This is a genomic window from Aminobacter carboxidus, from assembly GCF_014863355.1.
GTDB classification, from domain to species: Bacteria; Pseudomonadota; Alphaproteobacteria; order Rhizobiales; family Rhizobiaceae; genus Aminobacter; species Aminobacter carboxidus.
Genome location: NZ_JACZEP010000007.1, coordinates 47,500 through 63,571 on the forward strand (window position 1 = coordinate 47,500; position 16,072 = coordinate 63,571).

General features: G+C 63.2%; 17 protein-coding genes. 12 read left to right on the forward strand and 5 right to left on the reverse strand.

Going from position 1 to position 16,072, the window contains the following annotated elements; genetic code table 11:
* The first annotated feature begins 9 nt into the window (after positions 1-9).
* The 7 genes from IHE39_RS20600 to IHE39_RS20630 all read left to right on the forward strand — a co-directional run bounded on the left by IHE39_RS20600 (position 10) and on the right by IHE39_RS20630 (position 7,689).
* On the forward strand, positions 10-423 hold the full coding sequence (locus tag IHE39_RS20600) for a c-type cytochrome (protein ID WP_192567798.1): 414 nt from the start codon (positions 10-12) through the stop codon (positions 421-423).
* Between the two features lie 125 nt (positions 424-548).
* The gene (locus tag IHE39_RS20605) at positions 549-1,049 is read left to right on the forward strand and encodes a RidA family protein (RefSeq protein ID WP_192567799.1); all 501 of its coding nucleotides are present in this window, start codon (positions 549-551) and stop codon (positions 1,047-1,049) included.
* Between the two features lie 111 nt (positions 1,050-1,160).
* Complete coding sequence (locus tag IHE39_RS20610; RefSeq protein ID WP_192567971.1) at positions 1,161-2,441, forward strand: acetylornithine deacetylase/succinyl-diaminopimelate desuccinylase family protein; 1,281 nt, start codon at positions 1,161-1,163, stop codon at positions 2,439-2,441.
* A 137-nt stretch (positions 2,442-2,578) separates the two neighbouring features.
* Positions 2,579-4,060: an ABC transporter substrate-binding protein gene (locus tag IHE39_RS20615; RefSeq protein WP_192567800.1), complete on the forward strand. Its 1,482-nt coding sequence runs from the start codon at positions 2,579-2,581 to the stop codon at positions 4,058-4,060.
* Positions 4,061-4,256: 196 nt separating this feature from the next.
* The gene (locus tag IHE39_RS20620) at positions 4,257-5,204 is read left to right on the forward strand and encodes an ABC transporter permease (RefSeq protein WP_192567801.1); all 948 of its coding nucleotides are present in this window, start codon (positions 4,257-4,259) and stop codon (positions 5,202-5,204) included.
* Complete coding sequence (locus tag IHE39_RS20625; RefSeq protein ID WP_192567802.1) at positions 5,201-6,067, forward strand: ABC transporter permease; 867 nt, start codon at positions 5,201-5,203, stop codon at positions 6,065-6,067. The genes IHE39_RS20620 and IHE39_RS20625 overlap by 4 nt, the downstream gene beginning before the upstream one ends.
* Positions 6,064-7,689: an ABC transporter ATP-binding protein gene (locus tag IHE39_RS20630; protein WP_192567803.1), complete on the forward strand. Its 1,626-nt coding sequence runs from the start codon at positions 6,064-6,066 to the stop codon at positions 7,687-7,689. Before IHE39_RS20625 ends, IHE39_RS20630 begins: the two co-directional genes overlap by 4 nt.
* Before the next feature lie 110 nt (positions 7,690-7,799).
* Here the strand turns inward: IHE39_RS20630 and IHE39_RS20635 are convergent, their stop codons facing one another.
* Positions 7,800-8,231, reverse strand: coding sequence for a tellurite resistance TerB family protein (locus IHE39_RS20635; RefSeq protein ID WP_184767355.1), 432 nt, complete (start codon positions 8,229-8,231; stop codon positions 7,800-7,802).
* A 162-nt stretch (positions 8,232-8,393) separates the two neighbouring features.
* On the opposite strand from IHE39_RS20635, the gene IHE39_RS20640 reads away from it, so the two are divergent.
* The 3 genes from IHE39_RS20640 to IHE39_RS20650 all read left to right on the forward strand — a co-directional run bounded on the left by IHE39_RS20640 (position 8,394) and on the right by IHE39_RS20650 (position 10,564).
* Complete coding sequence (locus IHE39_RS20640) at positions 8,394-9,179, forward strand: TSUP family transporter (RefSeq protein WP_184767354.1); 786 nt, start codon at positions 8,394-8,396, stop codon at positions 9,177-9,179.
* Between the two features lie 62 nt (positions 9,180-9,241).
* Entirely contained in the window at positions 9,242-10,066 is an 825-nt protein-coding gene (locus tag IHE39_RS20645; RefSeq protein ID WP_192567804.1) for a helix-turn-helix domain-containing protein, read from the forward strand.
* A 78-nt stretch (positions 10,067-10,144) separates the two neighbouring features.
* Positions 10,145-10,564 (forward strand): VOC family protein, encoded by a 420-nt coding sequence (locus IHE39_RS20650; protein WP_192567805.1) that lies wholly within the window; start codon positions 10,145-10,147, stop codon positions 10,562-10,564.
* Positions 10,565-10,570: 6 nt separating this feature from the next.
* On the opposite strand, the gene IHE39_RS20655 is transcribed toward IHE39_RS20650, so the two are convergent.
* Together IHE39_RS20655 and IHE39_RS20660 are read right to left on the reverse strand one after the other, a co-directional pair.
* Positions 10,571-12,040, reverse strand: a complete 1,470-nt coding sequence (locus tag IHE39_RS20655; protein ID WP_192567806.1) for a cobyric acid synthase — start codon at positions 12,038-12,040, stop codon at positions 10,571-10,573.
* A 3-nt stretch (positions 12,041-12,043) separates the two neighbouring features.
* On the reverse strand, positions 12,044-12,556 hold the full coding sequence (locus tag IHE39_RS20660; protein ID WP_434781332.1) for a dimethylsulfonioproprionate lyase family protein: 513 nt from the start codon (positions 12,554-12,556) through the stop codon (positions 12,044-12,046).
* A gap of 223 nt (positions 12,557-12,779) precedes the next feature.
* On the opposite strand from IHE39_RS20660, the gene IHE39_RS20665 reads away from it, so the two are divergent.
* Complete coding sequence (locus tag IHE39_RS20665; protein ID WP_192567808.1) at positions 12,780-13,955, forward strand: isobutyryl-CoA dehydrogenase; 1,176 nt, start codon at positions 12,780-12,782, stop codon at positions 13,953-13,955.
* Between the two features lie 112 nt (positions 13,956-14,067).
* Positions 14,068-14,952 carry a 3-hydroxyisobutyrate dehydrogenase gene (gene mmsB / locus IHE39_RS20670; protein ID WP_192567809.1) on the forward strand — a complete coding sequence of 295 codons (885 nt, stop codon included), beginning with the start codon at positions 14,068-14,070 and terminating at the stop codon, positions 14,950-14,952.
* Positions 14,953-15,188: 236 nt separating this feature from the next.
* Here the strand turns inward: mmsB and IHE39_RS20675 are convergent, their stop codons facing one another.
* Together IHE39_RS20675 and IHE39_RS20680 are read right to left on the reverse strand one after the other, a co-directional pair.
* Positions 15,189-15,560 carry a hypothetical protein gene (locus IHE39_RS20675; RefSeq protein ID WP_184767347.1) on the reverse strand — a complete coding sequence of 124 codons (372 nt, stop codon included), beginning with the start codon at positions 15,558-15,560 and terminating at the stop codon, positions 15,189-15,191.
* A 101-nt stretch (positions 15,561-15,661) separates the two neighbouring features.
* The gene (locus IHE39_RS20680; protein ID WP_184767346.1) at positions 15,662-16,072 is read right to left on the reverse strand and encodes a carboxymuconolactone decarboxylase family protein; all 411 of its coding nucleotides are present in this window, start codon (positions 16,070-16,072) and stop codon (positions 15,662-15,664) included.

Here is a 16,072-nt window from a genome sequence, read left to right on the forward strand (position 1 = left end):
CATGTCGACATGACCCAGCAATCGAAACACGCAATCGGCCCATTCGCCGCCGCCGTCATTTTCTCTGCACTTTCTGCCAGTGCCGCCGTCGCCGACTCGGCAGGCGCAACCTTCAGCGACGGTGACAACTTCTCCGAAAAGACCGGCCAGGAACTCTACGCCAACGTCTGCCAGGCCTGCCACATGGACCAGGGCCAGGGCGCGGTCGGCGCCGGCAAGTACCCGGCGCTGGCCAAGAACGTGAACCTCGAGGCCGGTGGCTACCCTGTCTACGTCATCCTGCACGGTCTCAAGGGCATGCCGCCGGTCGGCAGCATGATGAGCGACGACCAGGTGGCCGCCGTGGTCAATTATGTCAGGACCAATTTCGGCAACGACTACAAGGACGCCGTGACGGCCGAAGACGTCGCCGGTTCGCGCTGACACATCATCGCCAAAGTTGACCGACGATCATGCACGAATCCAACAGGTTGGAACCACAGCTCTAGCGATCGAAGCAGCCGGTGATCCTGCTGGCTGCTTCCCTTCATGCGGCAAAGGAGAAAGACATGACAACACTGCGGATTTGCGCCGCCACGCTTGCGGCTGGCCTTTTCCTCACCGGCAGCGCGATGGCCCAGGACGTCGTGCGCCACAAGAATCCGAATTCGGACTTCCCCATCGCCCAGGCTGTCGAAGTGCCCGCCGGTAAGACGACAGTCTATGTCAGCGGCGCCGTTCCCTCCGTCGTCGACGAAAAAGCCGAGAACGGCAGCCTCGCCGCCTATGGCAACACCAAGACGCAGACGGAATCGGTCCTGAAATCCATCGAAAAGACCCTCGACGGCCTCGGCCTGAAGATGGGCGACGTAGTCAAGATGCAGGTCTTCCTCGTCGGCGACCCCGACAAGGGTGGCAAGATGGATTTTGGTGGCTTCATGGAGGGCTACACCAAGTTCTTCGGCACCAAGGAGCAGCCGAACCTTCCGGCGCGCTCGGTCATGCAGGTCGCCGGCCTCGTTGCCCCGGGCTGGCTGGTCGAGATCGAAGTCACCGCCGTCCGCCCCTGAGCGGAACGATCTGCGCAGGCTGCTTGCACACGCAGTCTGCGTGCTCGACAGGACTTGGCGGATGCGCAAGACTGGTCAAAGATCCCGTCAAAGATGAGTCACGTCGACCGCATGTATGACAAGCTTTTCAAGACCATAGACGACCGTCGTGACGAAATGGCGGAGCTCACTGCGGAGCTGATCCGCTTTCCCACCATCAACCCGCCTGGCGACGCCTATCGCCCTTGCGCGGAATATTTGGGCAATCGCCTCGCCAAGCGCGGCTTCGGTGTCGAATACATCAGGGCTGTGGGCACGCCTGGCGACACCGACCGCTATCCGCGCATCAACGTCATTGCCCGTTTCGACGGCCGCACGGCGGGGCCTACCGTCCATTTCAATTCCCACATCGACGTCGTCGAGGCAGGCGAAGGCTGGTCGGTCGATCCCTTCGGCGGCGTCATCAGGGATGGCCGCGTCTATGGTCGTGGCGCCTGCGACATGAAGGGCGGCTTGGCTGCATCGATCATTGCCGCCGAGGCGTTCATGGACGTCAACCCGGATTTTCCCGGCGCCATCGAGATATCAGGCACCGTCGATGAAGAATCGGGCGGATTCGGCGGCGTCGCCTACCTCGCCGGCAAGGGATATTTCTCCAGGCCCAGGGTCGACCATGTCATCATTCCCGAGCCGCTCAACAAGGACCGTATCTGCCTCGGCCATCGCGGCGTGTGGTGGGCGGAGATCGAGACCAAGGGCGAGATCGCGCACGGCTCCATGCCGTTCCTCGGCGACTGTGCCGTGCGCCACATGGGCGCCGTGCTCGAAGCCTTCGAACAAGAGCTGTTTCCCGCGCTCGACCGCAAGACGACGCGCATGCCGGTAGTGCCGGAAGGCGCCAGGCGCTCGACCATGAACATCAACTCGATCCATGGCGGCCAGACCGACGATTTCCGCCCCGGCCTGCCCTCGCCCAACGTGCCCGACTCCTGCCGGCTGACCATCGACCGCCGCTTCCTGCTGGAAGAAAAGATTGACGACGTCAAAGGCGAAGTCATCAGCATCCTCGACCGCCTGAAGCGCGAGCGAAAGAAATTCGACTACGAGATCCGCGACATCATGGAGGTGCAGCCACTGATGACCGAGCGCGACGCGCCGGTGGCGTCGGCGATTGCCCAGGGCATCCGCGAGATTTTCGACAAGGAGCCGGAATATGTCATCTCGCCCGGCACCTACGACCAGAAGCATGTCGCCCGCATCGGCCATTTGTACGATTGCATCGCCTATGGCCCGGGTATCCTCGACCTTGCCCACCGGCCGGACGAATGGGTCGGCATCGACGACATGGTGCAATCGGCGAAGGTGATGGCAATCGGCCTCGACATCTTGCTGCGTGGCCAGTTCAACGGCTGAAAGGCCAAGCAACGCTTGTCAGCGGCGCGAGGAAACTCATTTCGGCAGCACCGCTGCAATTGCAACAAACTTGATTTACTCGGCCGGAAAATCGCGCTTCTATCCGGCCGTCGAAGTCGAAGCGGGGAGATCTGAGTATGAAGCAATGGAAAACCATCCTGGCAGCCGCAGCGCTGGCGCTGGCATCCAGCACCGCTGCTATGGCCGCCCGCACCGATCTTGTGCTTGGTATGCCGCTGGAGCCGCCGCATCTCGACCCGACCGCGGGTGCCGCCGCCGCCATCGACGAAGTGTTCTACGCCAACGTCTTTGAAGGCCTGACCCGCATCGGCTCGCGTGGCGAGGTCCTGCCCGATCTGGCCGAGAGCTGGACGATCTCCGATGACGGCAAGACCTATACCTTCAAGCTGCGCTCCGGTGTGAAGTTCCATGACGGCAGCGACTTCGACGCCACCGACGTCAAGTTCTCGCTCGACCGCGCCCGCGGCGAAAGCTCGGTCAATGCACAGAAGGGTCTGTTCGCGCCGGTCGACACCGTCGAGGTCGTCGATCCGACCACCGTCAAGGTAACGCTCAAGAACCCGCTTGGCTCGTTCCTCTACAATCTCGGTTGGGGCGACGCGGTGATCGTTGCGCCAGAAAGTGCCGACACCAACAAGGAAAAGCCTGTCGGCACCGGCCCGTTCAAGTTCCAGAACTGGGCCAAGGGCTCATCGATCACGCTGGTCAAGACCGACGGCTATTGGGGCGACCCAGTGGCACTCGACAAAGCCGAGTTCCGCATCATCCCGGATGCCGCGGCCGCCATCCCTGCCCTGCTTTCGGGTGACGTGCAGGCCCTGCCCAACTTCGCGCTTGGCGACGCGCTTGCCCAGGTCAAGGCCGACCCGCGCTTCAAGGTTGTCATCGGCACCACAGAAGGCGAAACGGTGCTTTCGACCAACAACAAGAAGCCACCCTTCGACAATCTCAAGGTCCGCCAGGCGATCGCGCATGCGCTCGACCGCAAGGCGCTGATCGACGGCGCGACCGGTGGCCTTGGCACGCCGATCGGCTCGCATTTCGCGCCACATAACGCAGCCTATGTCGACCTGACCGGCACCTACCCGCACGACATCGCCAAGGCCAAGAAACTGCTCAAGGAAGCGGGCCTCGCCGACGGCTTCAAGGCGACGCTCAAGCTGCCGCCCGTCGGCTATGCCCGCCAGGGTGGCGAGATCGTCGCTTCCCAGATGCGCGAGATCGGCATCGACCTGCAGATCATCCCGGTCGAATGGGCCGACTGGCTCAAGCAGGCGTTCACCGACAAGGACTACGACCTGTCGATCGTCTCGCACACCGAGCCCAACGACATCGATATCTATGCCCGCAAGGACTACTACTTCAATTACGACAACCCGGCCTTCAACAAGGTCATCGACGAGCTCAACCTGACCTCCGACGAGGCCAAGCGCACCGAACTCTACAAGCAGGCGCAGAAGATCCTCGCCGACGATGCCGTCAACGGCTTCCTGTTCGAGCTGCCCAAGGTCGGCATCTGGGACGCCAAGGTCGAAGGCCTGTGGGAAAACTCGCCCATCCAGGCCAACGACCTCACCAAGGTGAAATGGGTCGATTGACGACAAGGTGGCGCGCCGTCGCGGTGCGCCACCCCTAGCCTCTGCGGGAGCGCGGCATGTTGCCTGCCAATGCGGGGTGCTCTGATGGAGTTCGTCGCCACTATTTCTGGGAGCATCGCAAGAGTTCTGTGAACTGCGCTTCCCCGCAACCTTTGCGAGCTTTCGAAGCGGCACTTTCTCGGGCAGTTTGCGCTTGATGACGATCTATCTGCTCAAACGCCTGTTGATCGGAATTGCGACCCTCGTCGTCGCCTCGCTCGTCGTGTTCCTGATGCTCGAAGTCGTGCCGGGCGATCCGGCGCGGCTGATGTTGGGCATGAACGCCAGCGACGCGCAGGTCGAACTGCTGCGCGAGCAGATGGGGCTGAACCAGCCGCTGGCCCTGCGCTATCTCGACTGGGCCAGCGGCCTACTCCAGCTCGATTTCGGCAAGTCCTACACCTATTCGGTGCCGGTGATCGACCTTATCAGGGAGCGGCTGGTCGTCTCCTTCCCGCTTGCCGTGATCGCACTGACCTTGTCGACGCTGATTGCCATTCCTGTCGGGCTGTTCGCCGCCGCGCGGCGCGGCAAGGCAGGCGACACTGCGGCGATGGCCGTGGCGCAGGTCGGTGTCGCCATGCCCAATTTCTGGTTCGCGCTGCTGCTCGTCTATGTTTTCGCCGTCTGGTTGCGGCTGGTGCCGGCCGGCGGCTTTCCCGGCTGGGGCAACGGCATCTGGCCCGCGCTCAAGGCGCTGATCCTGCCAGCTCTCGCCCTTGCCTTGCCGCAGGCCGCGATTCTCGCGCGCGTCACCCGCGCCGCCTTGATCGAGGTGCTGAACGAAGACTACATCCGCACCGCCCGCGCCAAGGGCATGCCGATGCGCGCGGTCATGTGGCGGCACGCCTTGCGCAACGCCATGATCCCGGTGTTGACCATCATGGGCCTGCAGTTCGCCTTCCTGCTCGCCGGCACGATCATCATCGAAAACGTCTTCTACTTGCCAGGCCTGGGCCGCCTTGTCTTCCAGGCAATCACTCAGCGCGACCTGATCGTCGTCGAAAGCGTGGTCATGCTGCTCGTCGCCGCCGTCGTCCTGGTCAATCTGGCCGTCGATCTCTCCTATGCGCTTGTCGATCCGCGCCTGAGAGCGCGGCAATGAACGAAACGACACCTCGAAGCGAAGGTTTCGGCGAATTGGTCGGCCGCGCGTTCGGCAACCGCTCCTTCGTCATCGGCCTCGTCATCACCCTGGTCGTCGCTGCCATGGCGGCCGTCTCGTTCTTCTGGACGCCCTTCGACGTCACCAGGCTGGTCGTTGCCGACCGCATGCAGCCACCCTCCGCCGAGCACTGGTTCGGCACCGACCATTTCGGCCGCGACGTGCTGTCGATGATCATGATCGGGGCACGCAACTCGATCGCTGTGGCGCTGGTCGCCGTCGTCATCGGCATGGGCATCGGCGTGCCGCTCGGCTGCTGGGCGGCAGCGCGTGGCGGCTGGGTCGACGAGGCGCTGATGCGCTTCAACGATCTCGTCTTCGCCTTTCCCGCATTGCTGTCGGCGATCATGATCACCGCCGTTTTCGGACCGAGCGCGATCAACGCCATCATCGCCATCGGCATCTTCAACATCCCGGTCTTCGCCCGCGTCGCGCGTGCCGGCGCGCTGTCGATCTGGCCGCGCGAATACATCCTTGCCGCCCGTGCTGCCGGCAAGAACAAGACCCGAATCACCGTCGAGCACATCCTGCCCAACATCGCCAACCTGCTCCTGGTGCAAGGCACCATCCAGTTCGCGCTTGGCATCCTGGCCGAGGCCGCCCTGTCTTATGTCGGGCTCGGCACGCAACCGCCGATGCCGAGCTGGGGCCGCATGCTGTTCGACGCCCAGACGCTGATGATGGTGTCGCCATGGCTGGCGTTGTTCCCCGGCTGCGCCATCTTGATCACGGTGCTTGGGCTCAACCTGCTCGGCGACGGCATATCGGATATCTTCGATCCGCGGTCGAGGCGCCGCCCATGAGCCTGCTCGAGATCGAAAAGCTGTCGCTCAGGATCGGCCGGACGCAGGTGCTGAAGGAGATCGACCTCGCCATCGAACCCGGCGAGGTGATGGGGCTCGTCGGCGAATCCGGGTCGGGAAAATCCATGACGGCACTTGCCGTCATGCGCCTCACGCCTGCGGCAACGCAGATGGAGGGGCGTGTCACCTTTGACGGCATCGACATTCTCTCTGCCACCGAGGCCCAGATGTGCGCGCTGCGTGGCGACGACATCGGCATGGTGTTCCAGGAGCCGATGACAGCGCTCAATCCGGTCAAGACGATCGGCGAGCAGGTCGCCGAAGGCATCAGGTGGCACACCAGGGCGAGCCGCGCCGAGGCTGAGGCGCAAGCGCGGAAAATCCTCGACCGGGTCGGCCTGCCGGAGCAGAAGTTCCCGCTGTCGCGCTATCCGCACGAATTGTCGGGCGGCCAGCGCCAGCGCGTCGCCATCGCCATCGCCTGCGCGCTGAAGCCCAAACTGCTGATCGCCGACGAGCCGACGACCGCACTCGATGTCGTGCTGCAGGCGCAGATCCTCGACCTGCTCAAGGAACTGGTCCGCGAAAACCGGATGAGCCTGCTGTTCATCTCGCACGACCTGGCCGTCGTCACCGAAATGGCCGACCGGATCACCATCCTACGCCAGGGCATGGTGACGGAGTGTGGCGACACCGCGCGCACGCTGTCGGAGGCGACGCATCCCTACACCCGCCAGCTGGCGCTGGCCTCGATGCACGTGCCGGCCCGCGTCAGGCCTCATATCGACGAAACCGCACCCGACACCCTGCTCGACGTCGCCAACCTGACCAGGGACTATCCTGGCCGGCGGCGGTCACTGTTCTCCAGGCCCGAGCCGGTGCGCGCCGTCGATGACGTCTCGCTCAAGATGAAACCGGGCGCATCGGTGGCGCTTGTCGGCCGCTCCGGCTGCGGCAAGTCGACACTCGCGCGGATGATCCTGGCGCTCGACACGCCCACCGACGGCACCATCAAGTTTCGCGGTGTGGACATCAATCGCGCCGACGAGACCGCCATGCGACGTGCCCGTCGCAACATGCAGGTCGTGTTCCAGGATCCCTACGGTTCGTTCGATCCGCGCCACACCGTAGAGCGACTGGTTGCCGAACCACTGCATCTTCTTGAACGCAAGCCAGACCGCAAGGAGCGCCGCGACATGGTCGGGCGCGCGCTGCACGAAGTCGGCCTCAGCCGTTCGGACATGGAAAAATACCCGCATGAATTTTCCGGCGGCCAGCGCCAGCGCCTGTCGATAGCGCGCGCCATCATCACCCGGCCCAAGCTGGTGGTGGCGGACGAGCCGGTCTCGGCGCTTGACGTCTCGATCCGCGCGCAGATCCTCGACCTGTTCGCCGAGCTTAACCAGAAGCTGGGCGTCGCCTATCTCTTCATCACCCACGACCTGACTGTTGCCCGCGCCATATCAGACGACGTTCTGGTCATGCATGAAGGCCGGATTGTCGAGCGCGGCAAGACATCCGAGGTGCTTGACCACCCGCAGACGGAAGTGGCGCAGGCGCTTGTCTCGGCAGCCCCCGACCTGCACCGGGCAATCGCCCGGCGGCTGCAGGAACAGGGGTGAGCAGCCGGTTCGCGCAGCGAATTCATCGTGCCAGTGGCACGATGAAAGGCTAGCGAACGCCGGGACGATGCGAAGCAGCGGGGACCCGGCGATCAAGCCTGGAAAAAAGCCTAGGTCGCCGGCTTCACCACATCGACAGGGCTGATGCCAAGCAGATCGAGCGTGCGACGCAGCAGCTTGACCTCGTTTTCCGCCAGATGGGCGTCGGCCTTGGCGATCTCGGCCATATGGCGGGCCAGTTGCCGGCGTCGTTCGACGTCGAGATCACGGAACATGGCGATGGCCTGCGAACCGTTCGTCTCGTAGCCGAACTCATTGAGATACTCGATGACGCCATCGATGCTGCCCTCGGCGATGCCGAAGGCTTCGGTGCAGATCCGGCGAAAGGCGATCATCTCAGCTTCACTGGCAACGCCATCCGCGAGGATCATCCGGAACAGCAGCAGCAGCTCGGCCGAAAGCACGGGGTCGTCGGCGACCTTGCGGACGCCGGGGTCGCCCTCGAACATGTTCAGAATCTGGGTCAACAATCCTGTCACCATGCGAATCCCTTCCGTCGAGGCAACTGCAGTTCCGATATAGAGCAATGCACGGCGAAAAACACTTGGCCCAATGGCTGGGCCAGCATTGCCGCCGACGCGCTATTGCGCAAGCGGATGCGCTGTGGTCGAAGGCCTCATCCACTTGGACAGATTTCCGCACCGATGTTCGACATAGCCACCGAAACCTTGCTGGTCCTGATCGCAGCCGCCTTCATCGCCGGCTTCATCGATTCCATAGCCGGCGGCGGCGGCCTGATCGCCATTCCGGCACTGCTGCTCGCCGGCCTGCCGCCGCTCGAAGCTTTGGGCACCAACAAGCTTCAATCGCTCTTCGGCTCGGGCTCAGCCACCATCAGCTACGCCGCCAAGGGCCATGTCGACCTGCGCAAACAATTGCCGTTCGCAGCCATTTCATTCGTTGGAGCGATGCTCGGCGCCATGCTGGCGACGGTCTTGCCGGGCGACATCCTGCGCATTTTCCTGCCGTTCCTGCTGATCACCATCGCGCTCTACTTCGCGTTCAAGCCGAACATGGATGACGTCGACCGCGTCGAACGCCTGCCGCCCCTGCTGTTCGGGCTGACCGTGGTGCCGCTGATCGGCTTTTATGACGGCGTGTTCGGCCCCGGCGCTGGCTCGTTCTTCATGCTCGCCTTCGTCACCCTTGCCGGCTACGGCGTGCTCAAGGCGACCGCCCACACCAAGCTGCTCAACTTCGCCTCCAATGTCGGCAGCTTCATCGCCTTCGCGATTGTCGGCGTGGTCGCCTGGAAGATCGGGCTGCTGATGGGCGTTGCCCAGTTCCTCGGCGCCAGGCTTGGCGCGCACATGGCCATGCGCAACGGCGCCAGGCTGATCAAGCCTCTCCTGGTCTGCACCTGTGTCGCGCTGGCCATACGCCTGCTCATCGACCCCACCAATCCTCTACGGCTGATGATCGGCTTCTGACGGCGTTTTGACCGTCAATCGCCCTGCTGATAACGTTCGCTTGCCTCAGCGGAGCCAGCACAATGGCAAGCGGCCAGTTTTGCGAAACATCAGCTGAAGCTGTCCAGGCGCAGTTCGAGTTCGTGCGGCGCGGTCCTTCACCAATCCTTGCCTCCATCGTCACCGAGCTGATCGGCTTTCGCGAACTTGTCCCTGTCTATGTCAGGCAGACCGAGGCGGCTTCGCTTGATGTTCCGCTCGTCATCAGTTTCGGGGAACCGTTCTCCATCGGCTTGAGCCGGGCGCCCGGAGACAATGACCGCTTCGATAGCTTTGCAGCGGGCATTCATGCCGGACCAGCGGTCATCGATTCCTTTGGCCGGTCCTGCTGCATCCAGGTCAATTTCACCCCGCTTGGCGCCAGGCGTTTCTTCAGCCTGCCGATGAGCGAACTGGCCGACCGCATGGTGCCTTTCGACGAGGTACTTGGCGCTGCCGGCCGCCAGCTTCGAGAACGGCTTGGCCAGGAAGCCGACTGGCATCGACGCCTCGACATCTTAGAAGGCTACATTATTGAACGGCTTGCAAAAATGCCGGCAATCTCTAGCGAAATCAGCTGGGCGCTGGAAAAGATAATGGCGAGCGGCGGCCGGAGCCGGATCTCATCCATTGCTACCGAAATCGGCTGGAGCAGAAAACACCTGGCCAGCCGGTTCGCGGATCAGGTCGGTGTCGGGCCGAAGGCCATCGCGCGTATCATCAGGTTCAATCGCGCCGCAAACCTCGCCAAGCAGCCCAACCGCACAGGCTGGGCCGATCTTGCGGCGGAGTGCGGATATGCCGACCAGGCCCATATGGTGCGTGACTTCAGGGAGCTTGCCGGCGCAACGCCGACCGGGCTCGGCTGAGCCGGTTACATTTGTTCAATACCGCTATCAGGCACTCGGCCAAACTGGGCACTCGTTCAACGCAACAGGATACGCCAGATGCCCACGTCAGAAGCTCCCCGCATATTCCCGACACTGCGCTACAACAACGCCGCCGGCATGATCGACTGGCTGGGCAAGGCATTCGGCTTTGCAGTGCATGCCAAATACATGAACGGCGCCGATGTCGGCCATGCCGAACTCGCGCTTGGATCGTCGATGATCATGATCGGATCGTCACGTCCCGATGCTTACGGCGCTATCGTCGGCGAACCGGGCCAGAACGGCGGCAAGTCCGTCTATCTGGCGGTTGAGGATGTCGATGCCATCCATGACAGTGCCAAGGCGGCAGGTGCCGTCATCGTCCAGCCACTTACCAACCGCGACTATGGCAGCCGCGAGTTCATCTGCCGCGACCCTGAAGGCAACATCTGGAGCGTCGGCACCTATTGGCCGAAGGCCGGCGAGCCGGCCAGCTGACACGTGTCAGCGCGCGGCGGCAAAAATCGCGTCGCAGTCGAGGTGCCGTTCGAGATGTTCCGCAATCTCGTCCAGCGCGCGCTCGACTTCGGCGCGATAGTCGATGCCGCCGCCCCTGATACCAAGGCTTTCGAGGAAGCGCCCACGAAAGCCGTCGGCACCGAACAGGCCATGCATATAGGTGCCGAACACCTTGCCGTCGGCCGAGGTCGCGCCGTCGTCGACACCGTTGATGACGGCGGTGGGCCGGACACAATCGGCGCCCGTCGTCTTGCCAAGATGGATTTCGTAACCCGACAGAGGCTCGCCGTAGCGCACCGAGCGCGCCTCGACATTGCGCACTGTCTTTTCCGGCGCCATCACCGTTTCGACGTCAAGCAAGCCGAGGCCCTGGGCAGTTGTGACGCTGCCTTCGATACCAAGCGGGTCGTGCACGACACGGCCGAGCATCTGGTAGCCGCCGCAGATGCCGACGACATGGCCGCCGCGCCGGCGGTGCGCCTCAAGATCGCGGTCCCAGCCGTTTTCGCGGAACAGCAGCAGGTCGCCGATCGTCGATTTCGATCCCGGAATGACCACCAGCCCGGCATCCTCGGGCAGCCGCTGCCCTGGCGGCACGAACACCACTTCGACCTGCGGTTCGGCACGCAGCGGGTCGAGATCGTCGAAATTGGCGATGCGCCCGAGCATCGGCACGGCAACCTTGAGCGCCCGCTTTTCCCCGCCGGCCAGCCTTTCGAGGATCACCGAATCCTCCGAAGGCAGCAGCGCCGCCGCCTTGAGCCACGGCACGACGCCGAAGCACGGCCAACCGGTGAAATGCTCTATCGCCTTGATGCCGTCGTCGAACAGGCTGGCGTCACCGCGGAACTTGTTGATGAGATAGCCGACGATCATGCGCCGGTCGTCTTGCGGCAGGATCAGGTGCGTGCCGGCAACCGAAGCGATGACCCCGCCGCGGTCGATGTCGCCGACAAGGATCACCGGCACGTCGGCGCGGGTGGCAAAGCCCATATTGGCGATGTCGCGCGGACGCAGGTTGATCTCCGCTGGCGAGCCCGCTCCCTCGACGACGATCAGGTCGGCGCCCTCGCCCAGCTTTTGCCAGGAATCGAGCACAGCCCCCATCAGCTTGGGCTTCAGCTCCTGATAGTCACGCGCCTTGGCATGGCCGAAGACCTTGCCTTGCACCACGACCTGGCTGCCGATGTCGCTCTGCGGCTTGAGCAGCACCGGGTTCATGTGGATCGACGGCTTGACGCCGCAGGCGATCGCCTGCAGCCACTGCGCCCGGCCGATCTCGCCGCCGCCGGCCTCGCCCGGAATGTCAGCAACGGCGGCGTTGTTGGACATGTTCTGCGGCTTAAACGGCCGCACTTCCATTCCGCGATTGCGCGCCGCCCGGCACAAGCCAGCCACCAGCACCGTCTTGCCGACGTCCGAACCCGTGCCCTGGAGCATGATCGCCTTGGCCATGGTTCAGTCCTTTCCGCCGGCGACTGTTCCTGAAACCGTCGACATCGCCGCCAGCGGCCCGCCACGCCAGAGATAGAGCGCGAGCAGCGGTTCGCTGCCGGTGCGCATCGCGTGATTCACATTGGAGGCATGGTGGATCACCTCGCCACCACGTCTTTGGCGAAACGGTGCGTCGCCCATCCGCCACTCGGCGCCGCCGGTCAGCGGGATGTAGACCTCTTCGGCGAGATGGTGATGGTCGGGGTACTCGACGCCGGGGCCGAGCATGAGAAACCCTGCTGCGACCTTGTCATTGACGTAGTGGCCACGGGTGCCGAAAAGCTCCACCCAGCCATAGTTGTCGATGAAACGCTGGCCGAAATCGGCGGCTGTGTAGGTCTGGCCCCAGCGGAGTTCATCGCGTTGTGCTGCGAGAATTCTCGCCAACGGTCGCGACTCGGCGTGAGCCGATTCAATGCTGCGGTCGAGAAGTTCAGAACATTTGACACCGTTTGGCTTCAAAGGGCGGGCGGGCATTTGCCAGTCGATGTCGCCGAGGAACGAGCCTGCCGCTACCGCCGAATCGGTTGCCTCGAGGTATTCTCTAAAGGCTTGCAGCAGCCCATCAAAATTTGTCGCCACGCCTGTTCTCGCCCATGCATTTGCGCACAGCCGCTCTGTTGAAGGTCGGGTTGCGCGGCCGCATCATTGGTCTAGATTGAGGCCCGCGCATAGCCGAAAAAACGACAGGGAGGCCGACATGGACGCCGCAATCGACGCGACCGCCGGTCAGTTTGAGCTCAACGAAGATCAGCTGGCCATCCGCGAAATGGCGGGCAGTTTCGCCGCCGAGAAGGTGGCGCCTTTCGCGCTCGAATGGGACAAGGCCAAGCACTTCCCCGAAGACGTCATCCGTGAAACCGGCCAGCTCGGTTTCGGCGGCCTCTACGTCAAGGAAGATGTCGGCGGATCCGCCCTCACCCGCCTCGACGCGGTGCTCGTCTTCGAGCAGCTGGCGCATGCCTGCCCGGGTTTTTCGTCCTTCATTTCGATCCACAACATGGCCGCGTCGATGATCGACCGGTTCGGCAACGAGGAGCAGCGCCAGCGTCTGTTGCCCAAGCTGACGTCGATGGAATGGCTTGCCAGCTATTGCCTGACCGAACCGGGCTCTGGCTCGGACGCCGCAGCACTCAAGACGAAAGCGGTGCGCAGCGGCGGCAATGGCAGCGACTTCGTCGTCAATGGTACCAAGCAGTTCATTTCGGGCGCCGGCGACAGCGACGTCTATGTCGCCATGGTCCGCACCGGCGCCGACGGTCCCAAGGGTATCTCGACGCTGGTCATCCCCAAGGATGCGCCCGGCCTGTCATTCGGCGCCAATGAACACAAGATGGGCTGGCACATGCAGTCGACCCGCCAGGTCATCTTCGACGATTGCAAGGTGCCGGCAGAAAACCTGCTTTCCAACGAAGGTGCCGGCTTCGGTATCGCCATGGCCGGCCTTGATGGCGGCCGCCTCAACATCGCCGCGTGCTCGGTCGGCGGGGCCCAGTCGGCGCTCGACAAGGCGCTTGCCTACACCGCCGAACGCAAGGCCTTCGGTCAGACCATCGACCGGTTTCAGGCGCTGCAGTTCCGCCTCGCCGACATGGAAACCGAGCTCCAAGCCTCGCGCCTGTTCCTCTACGCCGCTGCATCCAAGCTCGACCGCAAGGCGCATGACGCCTCGAAATGGTCGGCCATGGCCAAGCGCTTCGTCACCGATACCGGCTTCGACATCGCCAACGACGCGCTGCAGCTGCTCGGCGGCTACGGCTATTTGCACGACTACGGCATCGAAAAGCTGGTGCGCGACCTGCGCGTCCACCAGATCCTCGAAGGCACCAACGAGATCATGCGGGTGATCATCGCCAGGCATTTGATTGGAAAGTAGCGGTTCGAGGGGAGTAAAGCAGTGCGGCAGTAAACTGCAACCTTCACTCCCTATTGCCCCATTGCCCTACTCCCCTATTGCCCTATTCCCTTCCCACTGGAGGAACCAACCAATGACCACCATCGCCTTCATCGGACTGGGCAACATGGGCAACCCCATGGCCGCCAATCTCGTCAAGGCCGGCCACGCGGTGCTCGGCTTCGACCTGATGCCCGAACATCTCGAGACGGCGCGCAACAACGGCGTCACCGTGATGGCCAACGCGGCCGCCGCTGCCAAAGATGCCGATGTGGTCATCACCATGCTGCCGGCCGGCAAGCATGTGCTTTCGGTCTATGAGGACATCGCGCCGAAGCTGAAGAAGGGCGCACTGCTCATCGATTCTTCGACCATCGACGTCGATTCCGCACGCAAGGCGCACGCAATCGCCGCCAAGCACGGCCTGCTGTCGGTCGATGCTCCGGTGTCGGGCGGAACCGGCGGGGCTGCTGCCGGCACGCTGACCTTCATGGCCGGCGGCGCGCAGGCGGCGTTCGACATCGCCGAGCCAGCGCTCAAGCCGATGGCCGGGCGCATCGTCCATTGCGGCGACGCCGGTGCTGGCCAGGCCGCCAAGATCTGTAACAACATGATCCTCGGCATCTCGATGATCGGCGTCGCCGAAGCCTTCGTTCTAGCCGAAAAGCTCGGCCTGTCGCACCAGGCGCTGTTTGACGTCGCCTCGACGTCCTCGGGCCAGTGCTGGTCGCTGACCTCTTATTGCCCAGTCCCCGGCCCGGTGCCGAACTCGCCTGCCAACCGCGACTACCAGCCGGGCTTTGCCGCGGCCCTGATGCTCAAGGACCTCAAGCTGTCGCAGGAGGCAGCCCAGCAGGCAGGTGCCGTCACCCCGCTCGGCGCCGAGGCAACGCAGCTCTACGCGCTTTATTCGGCCCTCGGCAACGGCGGCACCGATTTCTCCGGCATCATCAAGTTCCTGCGCGGCGAGACAGCCTGATTAATCCAAAAAAGTTCAAAATTTAGGTTTGCTTAAGCTCTCGATAACCACGCGGTAACGATGTCCAGTTAAAACGGTTGGCAAGGGCGGGCTTCGCAGCCGCCTCTGGCTCCGGATCAGGTCTCGCGTACCGGAGCTGTAAACCTTCGCTGGTCAAGCGTCGCGAAGGGCCATGCGTACTAGTGGCAAAGCCGCGTTCCCGTCCGGGACGCGGTTTTTGCGTTGTACCCCTGCCGCTACGTTCCGGATTTTGTCGCCAACCGGCGAAAATTGGCCCTCACGCGATTGCTGGCTGGTTTCAACGCGGCCGCAACCGACTTCTGCGCGGCAACGCCGTTGAGAACCGAAGGCGTGCGCCCCGATAGCACTTCTGGCCAGAATTGCAGCGCCGATTGCATGTACGACATCTGCGCCGCCACCATGCCTTCGGCAAGCGCCGTGGTCTTTTCGGTCACCGCCGCCAGGCTTTCACCGCGCAGCGGCCCGCCATTGCGCGCCTCCGTCGCCATCATTGGCAAGCGCATCGCCATCACCATCGGCGCCAGCATCAGATTGCCGGCTATGGCGCTGGATTGGCGCGAGGCCCGTGCCAAACGTTTGTTTTTCATGCTGCGCACTCCGGCTGCATTGCCTGCCCGCATATGCGGGCGAGCTCATTGTGCAGTGCACAATATACGCTGCCGCACTGTCATGAACAAGCAGATACGCCTCAGCCTGCCGGTTCGAACTGCACATCGACAGGCGGCCTAAGACCGTTGGCAAGGCGGTTCGTCTCGTTGGCCATCCCGACGACAGCGAGCAACTCCATCAGTTGCGCCTCGCTCATGCCTTTGCCGCGCGCCGCGGCAGTGTGCGAATAGGTGCAATATTCGCAGCCATTGGTCGCCGAAACGGCGATGTAGATCAGTTCCTTGGTCAGCGGATCGAGCGCGCCCGGCGCCATCACCTCGCGCACCGACTCCCAGGTTCGCTTGAGCAGTGCCGGATCATGCGCCAGCACCTTCCAGAAATTGTTGATCCAGTCGATCTTCCTGAAAGCCATGATGTCGTCATAGACGGCGCGGACCGCATCATCCGCATCCTCATACTGGATCAAAGGCACGATCGGTTTGCCGCTCAT